Here is a 17,643-nt window from a genome sequence, read left to right as displayed (position 1 = left end):
TCCGTCTAATGTCACCAGTCCTGACGATCCCCCAATCCCCGCCTTCACCGCACCTGACCACGGGGACGTCCCCGCGCTGATGCGAGAGTTCATCGACTGGCTCGACGAAGGCGATCTCGACGGCAAGAGCCGCGCCCGCTACTACGCGCCCGGCCCACTCATGGATCGAGTCCGCGAAGAGGTCCGCCAGTCCGTGGAGCCGTACGCCGATCCGTACCGACGGAAGCGGTGAAACCAGGGAACCGACTCACGGTTCGGTCAGCCGAGCTGCGCAGCGAACAGTGCGTATGCCCGGTCGTCGAAGAGGACGAAGCTCACCTCCTCGACCGACGTGTCCGCCGCCCGTACCGTCGCCACGGCGATCCGGGCGGCGTCCTCCATCGGCCAGCGGTAGACGCCGGTGGAGATGGCGGGGAACGCGACGGTCCGGGCGCCCAGTTCGTCGGCCACGCGGAGCGCTTCCCGGTGGCAGGAGGCGAGCAGGTCGGAGCGGTCTTCGGTCGGGCTGAAGACCGGGCCGACGGTGTGGATCACCCAGCGGGCGTCGAGTGCGCCCGCCGTCGTGGCGACCGCCCGGCCGGTGGGCAGGCCCTCTGCGTACTGGGAGGCGCGCAGCTTCCGGCACTCATCGAGGATCGCGGGGCCGCCGCGCCGGTGAATCGCACCGTCGACGCCGCCTCCGCCGAGCAGGGAGGAGTTCGCCGCGTTGACGATCGCGTCGGCGGTCTGCCGGGTGATGTCGCCCTGCACGAGGGTGATGGTGGTCATGTCTGCCTCAGCCTTCTCCAGACGGCCTTCGCCGCGTTGTGCCCCGACATGCCGTGCACTCCGGGGCCGGGCGGGGTGGCGGAGGAGCAGATGAAGACGGCCGGGTGCGGGGTGCTGTACGGGAACAGGGACAGCTTGGGCCGCAGCAGGGTCTGGAGTCCGGAGACGGCGCCGGAGGCGATGTCGCCGCCGACGTAGTTGGCGTTGCGGGCGGCCAGCTCGGGCGGGCCCGCGGTCGCGCGGGCGAGGACCAGGTCGCGGAATCCCGGTGCGAAGCGCTCCAGCTGGCGCTCGATAACGTCGGTGAGGTCGCCGCTCCAGCCGCTCGGCACATGGCCGTACGCCCAGAAGACCTGCTTCCCGGCCGGGGCCCGGGTGGGGTCGACGACACTGGGCTGCACCGTGATCATGAACGGTCTGTCGGGTGCCCGGCCCTCCCGGGACACGGCACGCAATGCGGCACCGATCTCCGCGCTGTCCGCGCCGATCTGCACCGTCCCGGCGACCCGGGCCTCCCGCGCGGTCCACGGCACCGGGCCGTCCAGCGCGTAGTCGACCTTGAAGACTCCGGGGCCGTAGCGAAAGCCCGCGTAGTACTGCCCGAGGTCGGCGATGCGGGCCAGGGCGGTGGGTGAGGTGTCGAAGACGTAGGCACGGGCGGGCGGCAGGTCGTCGAGGCGCCTGACCTCGTAGTCGGTGTGGACGGTGCCGCCGAGGTCCTTCAGATACGAGGCGAGCGCGTCGGAGATCGACTGGGAGCCGCCACGGGCGACCGGCCAGCCGCGGGCGTGCGCCGCCAGGGCGAAGACCAGGCCGATGCCGCCGGTCAGAATGCCGTTCAGCGGGGCCATGACGTGGGCCACGAGTCCGGCGAACAGGGTCCTGGCGCGGTCGTCGCGGAAGCGGCGGGTCAGCCAGGTCGACGGGGGCAGGCCGACGAGGCCGAAGCGGGCGAGGGTCACCGGGTCCCGGGGCAGCGAGCTGAGCGGCAGGGACATGAAGTCGCGGGCGAGCGTGTCCCACCTGGGCAGGAAGGGCGCGACCAGCCTGCGGTAGGTGCCCGCGTCGCGGGGCCCGAACGACGCGGCCGTCTCGGCGACCGACCGGGACAGCACGGCGGCGGTGCCGTCGGTGAAGGGGTGCGCCATGGGCAGCTCGGCGTGCAGCCACTCCAGGCCGTGCCGCTCCAGGGGCATCGCACGGAACGCCGGTGAGTTGACGGCGAGGGGGTGCGCGGCGGAGCACGGGTCGTGGCGGAAGCCGGGGAGGGTCAGCTCCTCGGTGCGGGCTCCCCCGCCCACGGTGTCGCGGGCCTCGAAGACGGCCACGGAGAAGCCGCGCCGGGCCAGCTCCACGGCGGCCGTCAGTCCGTTCGGCCCCGCACCCACCACGACCGCATCGAGCATCGACGGCACCTTCGGACTCCTTCGTCAGCCGATGGCCACTGAAGGATCAGGATATGCCGGTGCACGGACAGTCCTCGCGCCGCGGTGGGGCGGGGAGCGTGAGCTGCGGGAGCGTGAGCCGGGAGCCGAGCCCGGTCATGGCGCCGCCGTCATCGGATCCACGGGTACGGCTCGGACAGCAGCTCCACGACACGGCGAGCCGTGGCCTCGTCGCGCGCCGCGGTGAACGGCAGTGCGTTCCCGCCCTTGATGCGGAACGGCTCCCCCGTGAGCGTGCGGTGGGCGCCGCCCGCCTCCTCGACCAGCAGCAGGCCCGCGGCGTGGTCCCAGGCGGCCTCCCAGGAGAAGGCGGTGGCGTCCAACTCGCCGCGGGCGACGGCGAGATACTCCAGTCCCGCCGATCCGCAGGCGCGCGGTGCGACGCCGTCCGTCCACAGGCTGAGCAGCGCCCGCTTCTGCTCGTCCGTCGTGTAGTCCGGGTGGGAGGTGGCGACGCGGAGGTCCCGGCCGGGAGCGGGCGGACCCGCGTGCAGCCGCTCACCGTCGAGGAAGGCGCCGCCACCCCGTATGGCCACCGCCAGCTGGTCGCGGGCCGGCGCGTACGTCCAGGAGGCGAGCACCGCTCCGTGCCGGGCGAGCGCGACCAGGGTGCAGAAGCCGGATTCGCCGCGCACGAACTGCCGTGTTCCGTCGACGGGGTCCACGATCCAGACCGGGGCGTCGTCCTGGATCGCCTCGTACGTCGCGGGGTTGGCGTGGACCGCTTCCTCGCCGACCACCACCGAGCCGGGCAGCAGCTTGCCGAGTGCCTCGGTGAGGTACTGCTCGGCCTTGCGGTCGGCGTCCGTCACCAGGTCGTGCGGGCCGCTCTTCTGGTCGACCTGGTGCGCGGCCAGCCGGCGGAAGCGCGGCATGATCTCGGCGGCGGCCGCCGTGCGGACCGCGTCTTCCACGTCGGCGGAGTGACGCGTGAGAAACTCGTCGATGGTTTCGGTGTGCTCGATCATGCCTCCATGAGAGCACGGACCACTGACAATCCCCACCCGCCCCATGTACCGCGGGCGGAATCGGGATGAACACCCTTCGTCAGCCGTCACCCCACCTCCGCCGTCACCCCACCTCCGCCGTCAGCGCCCCACCGCATACCCCTGCATCCCCCGCGGATTCGCCGCCGCCGACAGAATTCCGCTCTCCGGGTCCCGTGCCACCGCGCACAGCCGCCCCTCCGACCACGGCTCACCCACGGTCACGTCGTGCCCGCGCCGCCGCAGCTCCTCGACGGCCACCGCGTCGGTCCGGGACTCCACGGTGACGCTGCCCGGGCGCATGCCGCGCGGGTGGAAGGAGCTGGGGAAGCTGTCGTTGTGCCAGTTCGGGGCGTCGATCGCGCCCTGGAGGTCGAGGCCGCCGCGGACCCGGGAGCGCAGGGCGACCGCGAGGAAGAAGTGCAGCTGCCACTGGTCCTGCTGGTCCCCGCCGGGCGTGCCGAACGCCATGACCGGCACCCCGTCGCGCAGCGCGATCGACGGTGTGAGGGTGGTGCGCGGCCGGCGCCCCGGGGTGAGTGAGTTGGGCAGGCCCTCCTCGATCCAGCTCATCTGCAGCCGGGTGCCGAGCGGGAAGCCCAGTTCGGGCACGACGGGGTTGGACTGCAGCCAGCCGCCGCTGGGCGTGGCGGCGACCATGTTTCCCCAGCGGTCGACGACGTCGAGGTGGCAGGTGTCGCCGCGGGTGTGGCCGTCGGAGGCGATGTCGGGCAGGCCGGCGAGCTTCTGGACGGTCGGCTCACCGGCGCCCATCGGGTCGAAGCCCGGAACCTCGGGGGCGGTCACGCACGCGTGCGCGGCCAGTCGCGGCGTGCGCCCGCCGGGACTTCCGGGCCGCAGCTCGTGCGAGGCCTTGTCCCCGACGAGCGTGCGCCGGGCGGCGTTGTAGTCCGCCGACAGCAGTTCGCCGAGCGGCACGTCGGCCGCGTCGCCGTACCAGGCCTCCCGGTCGGCCATGGCGAGCTTGCAGCCCTCGATGAGCAGATGGACGTAGTCGGCGGATCCGTAGGGCGGCAGTTGGTCCGGCAGCAGCGCCAACTGCTGGAGCAGGACCGGGCCTTGGCTCCAGGGGCCGGCCTTGCACACGGTCCAGCCGTTCCAGTCGTACGTCGTCGGCGCCTCGTACGTCGCGGACCACCCGGCGAGGTCGGCGGCCGTGAGCGTGCCGGTGTGCCGCTCGCCGCTGGTGTCCATCGTGGGGCGCGCGGCCTGCCGTACCAGCGCCTCGGCGATGAACCCGGAGCGCCACACCTCGCGCGCCGCCTCGATCCGCGCGTCCCGGTCCCCGGCGCCTGCGACCTCGGCGAGCAGCCGCTTCCAGGTGGCCGCGAGAGCGGGATTGCGCAGCAGTGCGCCGGGCCGGGGCGCCCTGCCGCCGGGCAGGTACAGCTCCGCCGACGAGGTCCACTCCGTCTCGAACAGCTTCCGTACGGTCTCGACGGTGGCGCCGACGTTCTCCACGGGCGCGTGCCCGTGTTCGGCGTACCCGATGGCGTACTTCAGGACGTCGTCCAGGGACTTGGTGCCGTGGTCGCGCAGCAGCAGCAGCCAGGCGTCGAACGCGCCGGGCACCGCGGCGGCCAGGGGTCCCGTGCCGGGTACGAGGTCCAGGCCGAGCCCCTGGTAGTGCGCGACCGTCGCGCCTGCCGGGGCGACGCCCTGCCCGCACAGCACCCGCACCTCACCGTCCGCGGGCGCGAGCAGGATCGGCACCTCCCCGGCGGGCCCGTTGAGATGCGGCTCGACGACATGCAGCACGAAGGCACCCGCGACAGCCGCGTCGTACGCGTTGCCGCCGTCCTCCAGCACGGCCATCGCCGACTGCGAGGCGAGCCAGTGCGTGGAGGAGACCATGCCGAAGGTGCCCTGGAGGGTGGGGCGGGTGGTGAACATGTGGGCCTCTCACCTCGCTGTTCGCGCGCGTCACCGAGCATGCTATCGATCGCCTTCCGTCCGAGCGGGTTCGGACTCCCTGACGGGCCGAGGCCTCATGAAACTTTATGTGCAGATGTGTTGACCCCTGTTCAGATCATCTTCTAGTTTGCGGAAGCCATCGAACCGCCGGTCTGTGTCCGCGAGTTGTCGCGAACGCAGCTGCTCAGAAGGGGATGTCGTGCCACGAAAGAACCATCGCCGGACAGCTTGCCTCGGTGCGTTGCTGGCCTGCGTCACGGCATTCGGCGGGGCACTCGCCTCCCCCGCGTCCGCCCACAGGGCGGTGCCTCCGGTCAGCGACTTCCGCGGGGTCAACTGGGCCGACCCGCGCGACAACTACGCCGATGACGCGGTCGTGCCCTCGGGCCTGTCCACCTCCGACAGCTACGCCACCACCTACGCCAAGTCCAAGGCGATCATCCGCGGATTCGCCGGGCTGGGCGCCAACACCGTCCGGCTCCCGGTCAACCCCTCCTCCGTCAACGGCCCCTTCTGGAAGTCCTACAGGGGAGCGATCGACGCCGCCACCGACAAGGGGTTCAAGGTCATCCTGGGCTACTGGGAGGGCGACGACGCCAAGGACGGCAAGATCGACGACCAGGCCGCCTACGACCGGATGTGGACGCGGATCACCTCCGCCTACGCACGCAACTCCAAGGTGCACTTCGAGCCGATGAACGAGCCGTTCGGCTACACCTCCCAGGAGTGGCGCGACATCGCCGCCCGCTGGGTGACCACCCACCGCTTCGTGCCGCGCGACCGGATCCTCATCGGAGGCATCAAGTACAGCGAGGACGTCAAGCCCGTGTGCGCCGACAGCCGGCTCGACGGCACCCGGATCGCCCTGCACAACTACGGCTTCTGGCACACCGACTGGACCAGCGTCGACCAGTGGAAAGCGGACTTCGAGGAGCGCATCGGCGACTGCGCCGCACGCACCGTGCTCGACGAGTTCGGCGCTTCCATGACCACCGGCCTGGACTACAACGGCCCGGTCAACGGCTCCAACGAGGTCGCCTACATCCAGGCCGCGACGGACACCATCCGCGACATGGGCCTGGGCTCGGTCTACTGGCCCGGCCTGCGCAACGGAGACACCTACTCCCTCACCACGCTCCAGGGCACGGGCACCGACCTCAGCCTGAAGGTCAACAACCAGAGCGGGCTGGATCGCCTGCACTGGGCCTGGAGGCGGTAGCGGCAGAGGCGGCAGCGGCAGCGGCAGCGGCAGCGGCAGCGGCAGTGACCGGCGACCAGCCGGGGCACGGCGACCAAAGCGCGGCAAAACACCCATAGTTGCCCCAACCTCGCCAGCCACAGTCACCACACAGGCACAGAGCGAAGTTGCGCTTTAAACCCACAGAGAGTCGTGTGACACTGGCGTCCCGTCCGCAGTGCGGACCCCGTCCGCACCACCCCCACACGAGAAGTGCGCCGTGCGTTCGCTACCCCTGCCGCTCGCCCTCTCCGCACGCCTGGCTCCGGTCGCCGTGCTCGCCGTATCGGGCTGGGCCCTGTCGTCCGGCCCCTCGACGCCGGCCGCCGAGAACAAGGCCGGCCAGGACAACGGCTCCCCGTCGCCCACCGCACCCGCCACCGCGGCGGTGTCGAAGGCGTACGACGCCGCTCCCACCCCGTGCACGAGCGTGCCCGAGAAGACGATCAAGTCGCTGGTCCCCGGCGCCAAGACGGCCGGCAAGGAGATCGCGTCCACGGACTCGAAGGTGCGCCGCACCTGCTCCTGGAACGCGCTCAAGGAGTACGACTACCGCTGGCTCGACGTGTCCTTCGAGGTGATGGACTCGGAGGCGGCGGCGCAGAAGTCGTACCGGCAGCGTCTCGCCGACGACAGCGGCGGCGGCGATGTCCCCGGCCTGGGCGATGCGGGCTACTCGGTGGTGAACCTCACCACCGAGGACAAGCAGGAGACCCGCGAGGGCACGGTGGTGGTCCGCTCGTCCAACGCACTGGTGGTCGTCACCTACAACGGCAGCGACTTCGAGTCGAAGAAGGCGCCCAGCACGGACGAGATCAACAAGGGCGCCATCACGGCCGCCAAGGCCGCGGTGGCGACGCTGGAGGACGGCCAGACGACGAGCTGACCGTCCTCCCGGCTCCGGACTCCGGGTCAGACCGTGGTCTTCTCCCGGCCACGCAGCAGCATCAGGCCCAGGTACAGCGCCATCGAGGTGCCCAGGCCCACCGCCCAGCCGTAGTCGGCCAGCGACGACAGCGCCGGGATGGGCCGGCCGTCGATCAGCGGGTCGAAGTCGGCGCCCCCGACGGCCAGCACGCCGCCGGCCACGAAGGCGACGACCGCCCGCCAGTTCCAGCCGCCGTCGTACCAGTAGCGACCGCCCGTGCGGTACAGGTCGAGGAGGTCGAGCCGGGCGCGGCGCAGGATCCAGTAGTCGGCGATGAGGATGCCGGCGACCGTGCCGAGCAGCCCGCCGACCAGGCCGAGCCAGGTGAAGATGTAGCCCTGCGGGTCGGAGTACAGCTCCCACGGGAAGATCAGCACGCCGATGACGCAGGTCGCCAGCGCGCCCGCCCGGAAGGTGATCTTGCGGGGCGCGATGTTGGAGAAGTCGAAGGCCGGGGAGACCAGGTTGGCCGCGACGTTCACGGACAGGGTCGCCACCAGCACCGTCACCAGCGCGAACAGCAGGCCCACCACGTTGTCCGTCTTGGCGGCCAGCTGTACCGGATCCCAGATCGGCTCGCCGTACACCGCCTGCGAACCGGATGTCACCATCACCGACAGGAACGCGAACAGCGTCATGGTGGTGGGCAGGCCGAGCGCCTGGCCCCACATCTGCGCCTTCTGGCTCTTGCCGTAGCGGGTGAAGTCCGGGATGTTCAGCGACAGGGTGGACCAGAAGCCGATCATGCCCATGAGGGAGGGCCAGAACAGCTTCCAGAAGTCGCCGCCCCAGCCCAGCTGGGAGGGCTGGTCGAGCAGGGGGCCGAAGCCGCCGGCCTTGTTGCTCATCCACACGAGCATCACGAGCGCGCCGACGATCACGAACGGCGCGGCCCAGTTCTCGAAGCGGCGGATCGTCTCCATGCCCCGGTAGATGATGGCGACCTGGATCGCCCAGAAGATGGCGAACGACAGCCACATGGTCCAGGCGTGGCCGCCGATCTTCCCGGCGTCGCTCCAGCCGTTGCCGATGAGCTTCCCGGCCAGGAAGTAGATCGCCTCGCCGCCGATCCAGGTCTGGATGCCGAACCAGCCGCATGCCACCAACGCCCGTACGACGGCGGGGAGGTTGGCGCCGCGTATGCCGAAGGAGGCGCGGGCGAAGACCGGGAAGGGTATGCCGTACTTGGGTCCCGCGTGCCCGGTGAGCAGCATCGGGACCAGCACGATCACATTGGCCAGGGCGATGGTGAGCACCGCCTGCTTCCAGTCCATGCCGACGGCGATCAGACCGGAGGCCAGGGTCCAGGAGGCCGTGTTGTGGGCCATGCCGACCCACAGCGCGGAGAAGTTGTACGTGGTCCAGGTGCGCTTCTCGACGGGAACCGGCAGCAGGTCTTCGTTGGCGTAGGCACCGCCCGGAGCGGGGGCGTCCGGGGCGATCTCCACCCGGCCGTCGGCGAGGGTGACTTGAGTGGACGGCGGTGTGGCCGTCGGAGCGGTATCGGTCATGAGCAGGCCAATCAGGGGAGGTTGGGACGGGAAAGGCCGTGCGGGTGGCGCCGATGGGGGGTGCGCCCCGAGAAGAGACACGGTGCGCCCTGAGGTCCCCTCCCCGGGACGGCGGGAAGGGGACGTACAAGGGGGATGGGAAGGGGACGACGTACTAGACGACGTGCTAGCCGTTGACGGCCGGGATCACCTGCGACCCGTACGCGTCGATCGTCGCTTCCTGAGCGTCGTGCATGTCATAGACGGCGAACTGGTCGACACCCAGCTCGCGCAGCGCGTTCAGCTTCTCGATGTGCTTCTCCACCGGCCCGATGAGGCAGAACCGGTCGACGATGTCGTCGGGCACGAACGCGGTGTCGGGGTTGTCGGCGCGTCCGTGGTGGGAGTAGTCGTACCCCTCACGCGCCTTGATGTAGTCGGTGAGTTCGTCGGGTACGGCGGCGGAGTGCTCGCCGTACTTGGACACCAGGTCGGCGACGTGGTTGCCGACCATCCCGCCGAACCAGCGGCACTGCTCGCGGGCGTGGGCGAGCGCTTCGGGCGAGTCGTCCTCGGTGACGTAGGCGGGGGCGGCGACGCAGATCTTCACCTCGGACGGGTCGCGTCCGGCGGCGACCGCCGCGTCCTTGACGGCCTTCACCATGTACTCGGTCAGATACAGGTCGGCGAGCTGGAGGATGAACCCGTCGGCCTCCTCGCCGGTCATCTTCAGGGCCTTGGGCCCGTAGGCGGCCATCCAGACCGGGAGTCGGGCGTCCTCCTTGATCCACGGGAACTTGACGACCGTGCCACCGAGGTCCGCCTCCTGACCGGAGCCGAGCGCTCTGATGACCTTCATGGCCTGGCTGATCCTGGCGAGCGTGTTCGGGGTGCGGCCCGCGACGCGCATCGCGGAGTCGCCGCGCCCGATGCCGCACACGGTGCGGTTGCCGAACATGTCGTTGAGGGTGGCGAAGGTGGAGGCGGTGACCTCCCAGGTGCGGGTGCCCGGGTTGGTGACCATCGGGCCGACCGTCAGCTTGGTGGTGTTGGCGAGGATCTGGCTGTAGATCACGAACGGCTCCTGCCAGAGCACGGCGGAGTCGAAGGTCCAGCCGTGGCTGAAGCCGTTGCGCTCGGCCCGCTTCATCAGGCTGATGACCTTCGAGGCCGGGGGGTCCGTCTGCAGGACGAGTCCGAAGTCCATGTGCGCCGCTCCTAGTTGAGGTACTGACAGGTGGAGCGCGGGGTGTAGACGCCGTGACCCGCGCGTCCGGTGTACTCCCGCTCGTTGATGACGACTTCGCCCCGCGACAGGACCGTCTCGACCCGGCCGGTGGTGCGCTTGCCCTCGTACGCCGAGTAGTCGACGTTCATGTGGTGCGTCTCGGCGGACATGACCTGCTCGGCGGCCGGGTCGTAGATGACCACGTCGGCGTCGGCGCCCGGCGCGATGGTGCCCTTCTTCGGGTACATGCCGAACATCCGGGCCGGGGTGGCGCAGGCGATCTCGATCCAGCGGCGGCGGGAGATGCGCCCGTCGACGACGGCCTGGTGGAGCAGGTCCACCCGGTTCTCCACGCCCGGCAGACCGTTGGGGATCTTGGAGAAGTCGCCCCGGCCCAGTTCCTTCTGGCCCACGAAGCAGAAGGGGCAGTGGTCGGTGGAGACGACCTGGAGGTCGTTGGTGCGCAGGCCCTTCCACAGCTGGGCCTGGTGCTCCTTGGGCCGCAGGGGCGTGGAGCACACGTACTTCGAGCCCTCGAAGTCGGGCTCGGCGAGGTTGTCGGTCGACAGGAACAGATACTGCGGGCAGGTCTCCCCGAAGACGGGCAGCCCCTCGTCGCGCGCCCGGGCCAGCTCGGCGACCGCCTCCATCGCCGAGACGTGCACGACGTACAGGGGAGCGCCGGCGACCTGCGCGAGCTTGATGGCGCGGTGGGTGGCCTCGGCCTCCAGCAGGGCCTTGCGCACCTCACCGTGGTACCGGGGGTCGGTCTCGCCACGGGCCAGCGCCTGCTGGACCAGCACATCGATGGCGATGCCGTTCTCGGCGTGCATCATGATCAGGCCGCCGTTCTCGGCGGAGCGCTGCATGGCGCGCAGGATCTTGCCGTCGTCGGAGTAGAAGACGCCCGGATACGCCATGAACTGCTTGAAGGAGGTCACCCCCTCCTCCACCAGCAGGTCCATCTCCTTCAGCGTCTCCTCGTTCACATCGGAGACGATCATGTGGAAGGCGTAGTCGATCGCGCAGTTGCCCTCGGCCTTGGCGTGCCAGGTGTCGAGGCCGTCGCGCAGGCTGTGGCCCACACTCTGCACCGCGAAGTCGACGATCGTCGTCGTGCCGCCCCAGGCGGCGGCCCGGGTGCCGGTCTCGAAGGTGTCGGAGGCGAAGGTGCCGCCGAACGGCAGCTCCATGTGGGTGTGGGCGTCGACGCCACCGGGGATGACGTACTTCCCGGCGGCGTCGATGAGCCGCTCGGCACTCCAGGCCTCGGCGGCGGGGGTGCCGGAGGCTGCGAGGGCGGCGATGCGGCCGTCCTCGATCAGCACGTCGGCGTGGATCTCGTCGGACGCGGTGATGACGAGACCACCGCGGATGACGGTACGGCTGCTCATGGTCCCTCTCCTGCCAGGGTGGTCGGTTCGGTCAGGGTGCGGTCAGCGGCGGGTAGGCCTCCGGGCGGCGGTCGCGGTAGAACTGCCAGCGGTCGCGGACCTCGCGCAGCTTGGCCATGTCCAGGTCGCGGACGACGAGTTCGGTCTCCTTGTCGGAGGCCACCTCGCCGACGAACTGGGCCTCCGGGTCGACGAAGTACGACGTCCCGTAGAAGTCGTTGTCGCCGTACTCCTCGACACCGACCCGGTTGATCGCGCCGACAAAGTACTCGTTGGCGACGGCCGCCGCGGGCTGCTCCAGCTGCCACAGGTAGCCGGAGAGACCGCGCGAGGTGGCCGACGGGTTGAAGACGATCTCGGCGCCGGCGAGGCCGAGTGCCCGCCAGCCCTCCGGGAAGTGCCGGTCGTAGCAGATGTAGACGCCGATCCTGCCGACGGCGGTGTCGAAGACCGGCCAGCCGGCGTTGCCCGGGCGGAAGTAGAACTTCTCCCAGAATCCCGGCACTTGAGGGATGTGGTGCTTGCGGTACTTGCCGAGGTACGAGCCGTCCGCGTCGATCACGGCGGCGGTGTTGTAGAGGACGCCGGGCTGCTCCTCCTCGTACATCGGCAGGATGAGCACGATGCCGTGTTCCTCGGCGAGGGCCTGGAAGCGCCGGACGATCGGCCCGTGCGGGATCGCTTCGGCGTACTCGTAGAACGCCTTGTCCTGGACCTGGCAGAAGTAGGGCCCGTAGAACAGCTCCTGGAAGCACAGGACTTGAGCACCCTGCGCGGCCGCGTCGCGGACCGCCTGCTCGTGTACCTGGATCATCGACTCCTTGTCGCCCGTCCACGCGGTCTGGAAGAGGGCGGCACGGATCACTCTGCTCATCGGGACCTCCGGTCGCTCGGTGTGGGAGGAGCCTAGAAAGCCGGCAAGCATGCTTTGAGTTGCACCGTGTCACGTCTGCGGGGGCGCGGCGTGCCACGGTGTCACCCTCGCGTGGCCTCATGTTTCACCGCCGTTTTCCCAGGTCGTTCCCTGTTTCAGCCCTGTTTCAGCCCTGTTGCGCGTCATGCGCGAGGAGCGCGATGTGCACCGAGGCGGCCTGCTCGAAGTCGTCGAGGTCGACACCGAGCCGCGCCTGTATCGCCTCCAGCCGGCGATAGAGCGCGGGCCGTGAGACGTGGTGGAGTTGCGCGGTACGGGACTTGTTGCGCCCGGAGGCGAGGTACGTCCGCAGGACGGACACGAGGTCGTCGTCGGGTCCGCACAGCAGCCCGTCCAGCTCCCGCTCCGCGAAGGACTGCACATGCGGGTCGTCGCGCAGCAGCCGGATCAGGCCCCGCAGATGTACGTCCTTCAGGCGTACGACGGCCGGGAGGTCCAAGGCCGCCGAGGAGTCCGCCACCGCATCCGCGACATGCTGTGCCTCGCGCAGCCCGGCCGGTACGTCGTCCCAGGCGATCCGCGGACCGGCGGCGGCGACCACGGACTCCCCCGACCCCGACTCGGTGCGCAGCCGTCCCGCGAAGTGCGCCGTCATCCCCTCCGCGTCCTGGTCCCGGGCCAGGCTGAGCAGCACCGCGGTGGCGCCGTCGGCGAGTTCGGCGACCAGACCGGACAGCCCCAGCAGGCGGAGCATACGGTCGAGTTGGGCCGGATCGCCGTCCCGGACGACGAGCGGCACGAAGGTGCGCCGGTTGACCGGGAGCCCGGCCGCCCGTGCCCGCGGCAGCAGCTGCCTGGCCGGTACGACACCGCTCACCAGGTCGGTGAGGAGTCCCTGCGCCGACTCCTCCTCCCAGGAGTGCGCGGTGCCGCCGCCGAGCATGCGGTGCAGTACGAGCGCCTCGGCGGCTCGGTCGGCGAGCAGCCGTCCGGTGGCCGTGTCGCCGCGGTACCCGCAGAGCATGATCTGGCCCCACCGCTCGCCACGCCCGCCCAGCTCGGCGCGGATCCAGCCGTCCCCCTCGCTCCCGCCCGCCTGCCGGGCGATCCGCTCCCAGTCGCGCAGCACGTCGTCGACCGCGGGCCGCTCCCCCGCCGTGGCGAGGACGCGGTGGGCGAGGTTGGTGACGACGACGGGGCAGGCGCTGTGGTGGGCGACCTCGTCGAGCAGGCTTTGCAGCGGGGCGCCGGCGGTGATGAGTCCGGTGAGCGCGGTCCGTACGGCCTCCGAGAGGCTGACCGCGGCGAACTTCCGCCGTACCAGCCGGGACTGGACCTCTTCCGTCAACTCGGCGAAGGGGAAGGGCCGATGGAGCACGACCATCGGCAGCCCGCACCGCTCGGCCGCCCGGCGCATCACGTCCGGCGGGGCGGGGAAGGCGCGGCCGAGTCCGAGGACCACGGCCGCGGCCTCCGCGCGGTGCAGGGACCGGATGTACTCGATCTGCTTGTCCTCGTCCCCGGCCAGCAGCACGCCCGTGGTCAGCACCATCTCGCCGCCGCTGAGCATCACGCCCACGTCGGCGGCCTCGGCGACATGCACCCAGCGCACGGGCCGGTCGAGCTGGCCCGCGCCGGCCACCACCTCGGGCTCCCCGGCGAGCACCCGTTCCAGGGTGAGGACCTGGCGGACCGACAGGGCGGGTTCCAGGGCCTGCGGGGTCTCCGGGGTGGTGGTCATGGCGTCATCCCTTGCTCGGGGTGGTGCTACCGGGTGCTCCGCAGGGCGTGTTCGAGGATCGCGGCGCCCTCCTCGGCCTCCGCGACGGTCAGGGACAGCGGCGGGGCGACCCGGAGGGAGCTGGTGTTGTGGCCGCCGCCCTTGCCGAGCAGCAGGCCGCCCTCGCGGGCGGCTTCCAGCACGGCACTCGCGGCCTGCGGGTCGGCCTGGTCCGTGCCGGGCTTGACCAGCTCGACGCCGATCATCAGCCCGCGCCCGCGCACCTCCCGCACCCCGGGAACCTGCGCCGCGACGGACCGCAGCCGCTCGATGAGCAGTCCGCCGACGCGCCGGGCGTTGCCCTGGAGGTCGTGCTCCAGCAGGTACGTCAGGTTCGCGAGCCCCGCCGCCATGGTGATCTGGGTGCCGCCGAACGTCGAGATGGAGTTGGCGTCCAGGCAGTTCATGATCTCGCCGCGGGCGACGACCCCGCCGATGGACATGCCGTTGCCGATGCCCTTGGCGAAGGTGAGGATGTCGGGCGGACCGTTCTGGGAGTGTGCCTGCCAGCCCCAGAAGTGCTCGCCGGTGCGGCCCCAGCCGGTCTGCACCTCGTCGGCGATCCACAGGATGCCCCGCTCGCTGAGCACCTCGCGGAAGGCGGCGTACAGTCCGTCCGGCGGGGAGGTGAAGCCGCCGACGCCCTGGATGGGCTCGGCGATCAGCACGGCGGGCGGGCGGGTGTGGCCGAGGAGGTCGGTCAGGTCCTCGACGCAGGCCGCGATGAACTCGGCGTCGCTCAGGGAGGCGTACGGGCCGCGGGTGCGGACGCCGCCATGGACGTACAGCGTCTGCAGGGGGGACAGCGAGGTCGGGGACCAGCCGCGGTTGCCGGTGATGCCGACGGCGCTGAAGGAGCGGCCGTGGTAGCTGTTGCGCATGGCCATGATCGTGTTGCTGCGGCGGTACGTCGTCGCCAGGAGCAGCGCCGTGTCGTTGGCCTCGGTGCCGGAGGTGGTGAAGAAGACGCGGGCGTCCGGGATGCCGGACAACTGGGCGATCCGCTCGGCCAGTTCGACCATCGGCCGGTTGAGGTAGAGGGTGGACGAATGGATGATCCTCCCAGCCTGTTCGCTCACCGCCTTGGTGACCTCGGGCAGCGCGTGCGCGGTCATGGTCGTCAGGATGCCGCCGAAGAAGTCGAGATAGCGGTTGCCCTGGGCGTCCCAGACGTACCGCCCCTCGCCGTGCGTGATCTCCAGCGGGTCCTCGTAGTAGAGGGCGAGCCAGTCGGGCAGGACGGCACGGTGGCGTGCCAGCAGGTCCTTGGTCACGGCTGTACCAGCCCCTCGTATGCGTCGGGTCGTCGGTCGCGGTAGAAGGCCCACTGCTGCCGTACCTCTTCGATGAGGTCGAAGTCGAGGTCCCGGACGACGAGTTCCTCGCCCTTGTCGCTCGCCGTCTCCCCCACGAACTGCCCGCGTGGGTCGACGAAGTACGACGTGCCGTAGAAGTCGTTGTCGCCGTACTCCTCCTGCCCGACCCGGTTGATCGCGGCGACGAAGTACTCGTTGGCGACGGCCGCCGCGGGCTGCTCCAGCTGCCACAGGTAGGCGGACAGGCCGCGCGAGGTGGCCGACGGGTTGTAGACCAACTGGGCGCCGTTCAGGCCGAGTTGCCGCCATCCTTCCGGGAAGTGGCGGTCGTAGCAGATGTAGACGCCGACCTTGCCGACGGCGGTGTCGAAGACGGGCCAGCCGACGTTGCCGGGCTTGAAGTAGTACTTCTCCCAGAAGCCCTTGACCTGCGGGATGTGGTGCTTGCGGTACTTGCCGAGGAAGGTGCCGTCGGCGTCGATCACCGCAGCGGTGTTGTAGTAGAAACCGGACTGCTCGACCTCGAAGACCGGGACGACGATCACCATGCCGGTCTCGCGCGCGAGATCCCGCATACGACGCACGGTCGGCCCGTCGGGCACCGGCTCGGCCCAGCGGTAGTGCTCGGGGTCCTGGACCTGACAGAAGTAGGGCGCGTTGAAGACTTCCTGGAAACCGATGACTTTGGCGCCCCGGCGAGCCGCCTCCCGGGCGTACTCCTCGTGTTTCGCCACCATGGACTCGGTGTCGCCGGTCCAGGTGGCCTGGACCAGAGCGGCACGAACGACGTTGGCCATGAGCTGCTCCTTCGACGGGACGTCAGAGCCTCTACGCACGTAGACACTGCCGTAGAGGGTCGAAAGTAAGCCTCTCCGACAGCCTTGCCAAGACCATCGTCGTTAACCCGCTGAGTCGATCACGTTTCACACTCCGGTTGGGTGAGCCGGAGAACTGGCTGGTCCGTCCAGGTGTGCCTGTCAGAACTGGCTGGTCCGTCCAGGTGTGCATGTCAGGTGGCGAAACCGGCTACCCGGAGCGCATGGACCAGGTCCCAGTGGCGCTCCTCCGACACCCCCTGGGCGGCCTCCAGCAGCAGCGGTACGAGGGTCTGCGGGTCGGGCCCGGCGCTGCGGGCGGCCTCCTCCGGGGTGCGGACCCGGACGTACGCGTCCAGCAGCGCCCGGACCTCGCGTCCCCGCCCCGCACCGGCCAGCCCGAGCACGGCCTGCCCGATCTCGGCGGCGGGCCGCGCCACGCCCTGCCGCAAAATCTGCTCCGCGTCCGCCGTCCGGCCCGCCGCGGCCAGTGCGTCGGCCGCGGCGACCAGCCGGTCGGCGGGCAGCGAGGCCGCCTCCCACAGCAGCGTCGCCCAGTCGGCACCGAGCCCGGCCCGCTGCATCTCGGCCGCGAGCAGCGGGATGCGGTCGGCGGGCCAGTAGGCGGCCTCGACGAGCAGGGCATGTGCCTCGCCGCTACGGCCCTCGCCGCGCAGCCGCGCCAGCGTCCCGACGGTCCCGGCGACCTCCCGCCGCGCATCCGCGTCCACCGGCTCGGCCTGCGGTTCCGGCTGCGCCTCCGCCTCGGCGGCCCCGGCGAACCGGGCCCCGCGCGGCGTACGCCGGGCCGCGGCGGACGGCTCGGGCAACACCGGCACGGTGGCGTCCGGCGGTACGACGACGGGGGCGCCCTCCTCCTCGGCCATCCCGGCGAACCGGGCACCGCCGCGACGCCGCTTGCGTTGCTTGGACGCGGCGGGCTGCGCGGGGGCAGGATCGGCACTCTCGGTCCGGCCCAGCCCGCGCCCCGCATCTTCGGCTTCGGCTTCGGCTTCGGCTTCCAGCGGGGCGGGACCATCAGCGCCCCACGTTTCGCCGTACACCGGGTTCACGCGCTGGACAGTCCCCGACGCGTTCCCGGCACCGGGGGCGAGCCGACCCCCGGCGCCCTGCGGACCGTACCCGGGGTCCGGGGACCGCGCGGCGCGCTGCTGCGGCAGTCGGCGCGGTCCCGCGTGCGGCGGGGTGCCGGGGGAATCGCCGTCGTACGGTCCGCTGCGACCGCCGTCGTACGGTCCGCTGCGACCGCCGCCGTACGGTCCGCTGCGACCGCCGCCGTACGGTCCGCTGCGACCGCCGCCGTAAGCGCCGCTGCCACCACCTTCGTACGCCCCAGGGCGACGCATCCCCGTGGAGTCGCCGTGTACGCCCCGCACACCGGCCTCCGCCCCACCGTCCTGCACGACCTCCGGGAAATCACCGTGCC

At 70.9% G+C, this 17,643-nt stretch carries 15 protein-coding genes and 1 pseudogene; 4 read left to right on the top strand and 12 right to left on the bottom strand.

Annotation, left to right across the window (positions count from 1 at the left end; all coding sequences use genetic code 11):
• The first annotated feature begins 79 nt into the window (after positions 1–79).
• Positions 80–232, top strand: coding sequence for a hypothetical protein (locus tag GFH49_RS19505; protein ID WP_155057361.1), 153 nt, complete (start codon positions 80–82; stop codon positions 230–232).
• Between the two features lie 26 nt (positions 233–258).
• Here the strand turns inward: GFH49_RS19505 and GFH49_RS19500 are convergent, their stop codons facing one another.
• The 4 genes from GFH49_RS19500 to GFH49_RS19485 all read right to left on the bottom strand — a co-directional run bounded on the left by GFH49_RS19500 (position 259) and on the right by GFH49_RS19485 (position 5,113).
• The gene (locus tag GFH49_RS19500; RefSeq protein WP_155057360.1) at positions 259–768 is read right to left on the bottom strand and encodes an O-acetyl-ADP-ribose deacetylase; all 510 of its coding nucleotides are present in this window, start codon (positions 766–768) and stop codon (positions 259–261) included.
• Positions 765–2,174: a phytoene desaturase family protein gene (locus GFH49_RS19495; protein ID WP_155057526.1), complete on the bottom strand. Its 1,410-nt coding sequence runs from the start codon at positions 2,172–2,174 to the stop codon at positions 765–767. Before GFH49_RS19495 ends, GFH49_RS19500 begins: the two co-directional genes overlap by 4 nt.
• A 149-nt stretch (positions 2,175–2,323) precedes the next feature.
• The gene (locus GFH49_RS19490) at positions 2,324–3,181 is read right to left on the bottom strand and encodes an inositol monophosphatase family protein (RefSeq protein WP_155057359.1); all 858 of its coding nucleotides are present in this window, start codon (positions 3,179–3,181) and stop codon (positions 2,324–2,326) included.
• A gap of 120 nt (positions 3,182–3,301) precedes the next feature.
• Positions 3,302–5,113 carry a gamma-glutamyltransferase family protein gene (locus GFH49_RS19485; RefSeq protein WP_155057358.1) on the bottom strand — a complete coding sequence of 604 codons (1,812 nt, stop codon included), beginning with the start codon at positions 5,111–5,113 and terminating at the stop codon, positions 3,302–3,304.
• A 220-nt stretch (positions 5,114–5,333) separates the two neighbouring features.
• Here GFH49_RS19485 and GFH49_RS19480 point away from each other — a divergent pair, with 220 nt between their 5' ends.
• On the top strand, positions 5,334–6,353 hold the full coding sequence (locus GFH49_RS19480) for a glycoside hydrolase family 5 protein (protein WP_155057357.1): 1,020 nt from the start codon (positions 5,334–5,336) through the stop codon (positions 6,351–6,353).
• Between the two features lie 238 nt (positions 6,354–6,591).
• Positions 6,592–7,257, top strand: a complete 666-nt coding sequence (locus GFH49_RS19475; RefSeq protein WP_155057356.1) for a hypothetical protein — start codon at positions 6,592–6,594, stop codon at positions 7,255–7,257.
• A gap of 26 nt (positions 7,258–7,283) precedes the next feature.
• Here GFH49_RS19475 and GFH49_RS19470 read toward each other — a convergent pair whose 3' ends face one another.
• The 8 genes from GFH49_RS19470 to GFH49_RS19435 all read right to left on the bottom strand — a co-directional run bounded on the left by GFH49_RS19470 (position 7,284) and on the right by GFH49_RS19435 (position 17,083).
• A complete protein-coding gene (locus tag GFH49_RS19470; RefSeq protein WP_155057355.1) occupies positions 7,284–8,810 on the bottom strand; it encodes an NCS1 family nucleobase:cation symporter-1 in 1,527 nt (508 codons plus the stop codon).
• Positions 8,811–8,976: 166 nt separating this feature from the next.
• On the bottom strand, positions 8,977–9,996 hold the full coding sequence (locus tag GFH49_RS19465; RefSeq protein ID WP_155057354.1) for a TIGR03842 family LLM class F420-dependent oxidoreductase: 1,020 nt from the start codon (positions 9,994–9,996) through the stop codon (positions 8,977–8,979).
• A gap of 11 nt (positions 9,997–10,007) precedes the next feature.
• Positions 10,008–11,411: a dihydropyrimidinase gene (gene hydA, locus GFH49_RS19460; RefSeq protein ID WP_155057353.1), complete on the bottom strand. Its 1,404-nt coding sequence runs from the start codon at positions 11,409–11,411 to the stop codon at positions 10,008–10,010.
• A gap of 31 nt (positions 11,412–11,442) precedes the next feature.
• On the bottom strand, positions 11,443–12,285 hold the full coding sequence (locus tag GFH49_RS19455; RefSeq protein ID WP_155057352.1) for a nitrilase-related carbon-nitrogen hydrolase: 843 nt from the start codon (positions 12,283–12,285) through the stop codon (positions 11,443–11,445).
• Between the two features lie 166 nt (positions 12,286–12,451).
• Positions 12,452–14,026, bottom strand: coding sequence for a PucR family transcriptional regulator (locus tag GFH49_RS19450; RefSeq protein ID WP_155057351.1), 1,575 nt, complete (start codon positions 14,024–14,026; stop codon positions 12,452–12,454).
• A gap of 26 nt (positions 14,027–14,052) precedes the next feature.
• Positions 14,053–15,339, bottom strand: a complete 1,287-nt coding sequence (locus GFH49_RS19445; protein ID WP_155057350.1) for an aspartate aminotransferase family protein — start codon at positions 15,337–15,339, stop codon at positions 14,053–14,055.
• Positions 15,336–16,178: a nitrilase-related carbon-nitrogen hydrolase gene (locus GFH49_RS19440; RefSeq protein ID WP_155057349.1), complete on the bottom strand. Its 843-nt coding sequence runs from the start codon at positions 16,176–16,178 to the stop codon at positions 15,336–15,338. Before GFH49_RS19440 ends, GFH49_RS19445 begins: the two co-directional genes overlap by 4 nt.
• 212 nt (positions 16,179–16,390) lie before the next feature.
• A complete protein-coding gene (locus GFH49_RS19435) occupies positions 16,391–17,083 on the bottom strand; it encodes a hypothetical protein (protein WP_408055925.1) in 693 nt (230 codons plus the stop codon).
• Positions 17,084–17,119: 36 nt separating this feature from the next.
• On the opposite strand from GFH49_RS19435, the pseudogene GFH49_RS39415 reads away from it, so the two are divergent.
• Positions 17,120–17,643 (top strand): annotated as a pseudogene (locus GFH49_RS39415) (hypothetical protein); the annotation flags it as partial.

Source organism: Streptomyces blattellae (assembly GCF_009709555.1).
Lineage (GTDB): Bacteria > Actinomycetota > Actinomycetes > Streptomycetales > Streptomycetaceae > Streptomyces > Streptomyces blattellae.
The sequence above is the reverse complement of the archived record's forward strand: the minus strand, read 5'-3'. Positions and strand labels throughout refer to the sequence as shown.